Origin of the sequence: Aquabacterium parvum, assembly GCF_001447195.1 — a bacterium.
Lineage (GTDB): Bacteria > Pseudomonadota > Gammaproteobacteria > Burkholderiales > Burkholderiaceae_C > Aquabacterium > Aquabacterium parvum.
The window spans coordinates 1-1,377 of the sequence record NZ_LFRI01000507.1; the positions used below are offsets into that span (position 1 = coordinate 1).

Annotated in this window: 1 protein-coding gene; it reads right to left on the reverse strand. The window is 67.3% G+C overall.

The genetic code is table 11. From position 1 onward, the window contains the following. Positions 1 to 1,377: type VI secretion system Vgr family protein (locus tag ABG80_RS18425; protein ID WP_160322603.1), on the reverse strand; the 1,377-nt coding region annotated here is incomplete at both ends.

A 1,377-nucleotide genomic window follows, 5' to 3' on the forward strand; every position in this document is an offset into this window, starting at 1 on the left:
ACGACGATGGCCGTTTGCGGCCCCAGCGCGGTCGGGCGTGGGCGGGGTCGCAGGCCGGTGTCGTCCATGAGCACGGGGCGCCAGGGCACGTCGCGGCGAACGGCCTGGAACTGGCAGGCAAAGCCGGTGCGCTCGGCGTGGGTGTGCAGGGGCTCGGTGTTGAGTTCCTTGTGGATCGAGTGGGTGCCCTCGGGGTCAAAGCCGCGTGGGCGCTCGAGCATAGGCCAGCGTGGGCGGTCGAAGCGGCCTTTGGGGTGGGGCAAGCTGGCGTCGATCAGGGCCTGGATGTCTTTGGGTAGGTTGTTGACACCCACCGCGTGCACCTGGGTGAAGAAAAGCTCGTGGGGCTCGCCTGCGTGAGCGGGGGCACCGGAGGAGCCGCCCCAGCCCCCGCCTGATGCAAAAGACATCAAACCCACGGTGGACTGCGTGACGCCAGCCCAGGTGCCTGCGCGCATGGTGCGCAAGCTGCCGCGCCCGAACCAGCTCTTGTGGCGCGCCTCGTGGGCTTGCTGCATCAAGGTGGCCAAGAAGGTGGCCTCGGCGTGGTTGCCGCACACGAAGTCGCCTGTGGGGTCGTAGCTGTGCAGCCAGTCGTTCACGGACATGGCTTCATCGCTGCCCCAGTCGGCGGCTGTGGGCACCTCGGCCACGATGGCCTGGTTGGCCTTGTGGTCCCAGCCCTGCAGCACGAGCTTGGTGGGGCGCAGCTCGCGGCGCGCGGCCAGGGCTGTGATGCTGTCTTGCTCTTCCTGGCTGGTGTGGCCATGAAAGCGGATGCCCCGGCCGCCCAGGCTGTGCACGCTGGTCGGGTCTTCGGGCTGCTGTGCGCTTTGCACGAAGAACACCACGCGGTGGCCCATGGGCGCATCGGGGTGTTCTTCCACGCGCCAGGCGATGCCTTCTTCTGTGAGCAGCCGCTGGACGAAGTCAAGGTCGGTTTCTCTGTATTGGACGCAATACGAGCGCTGGCCTCCATTGCGGGCAAACAGGCCTTGGGCGACGTGCTCGGCCACGCCCGCATCCCAGTGCCAGGCGGCCAGTTGGGGATGGTCGGCGAAGACGTCTTCGACGATTTGCACGACAGAGGCGTCCTGCCACACCCTGCTGCACAGGGCATGTTCGAGCAGGGCGATCCAGGGCTGCAGCAGCAGGGCCTTGCGGGCAAAGCCGCCGTCGGACTGCAGCGAGCGCGCTTCGGTGACGACGCCGGTGCGCGAGACTTCGCTGCCATCGGACAAGCGCGTGGTCAGCGTGACGGGGCGCGCGTAGAGGTCTTTGAGGGCAACGTGGGTGTCAAGCGTGAGGACGTGGATGCACAGCTCGAAGGGCTGGGAGACGGCTTCGTGCAGCTCGAAGCGCTCGACCATCAAGTCA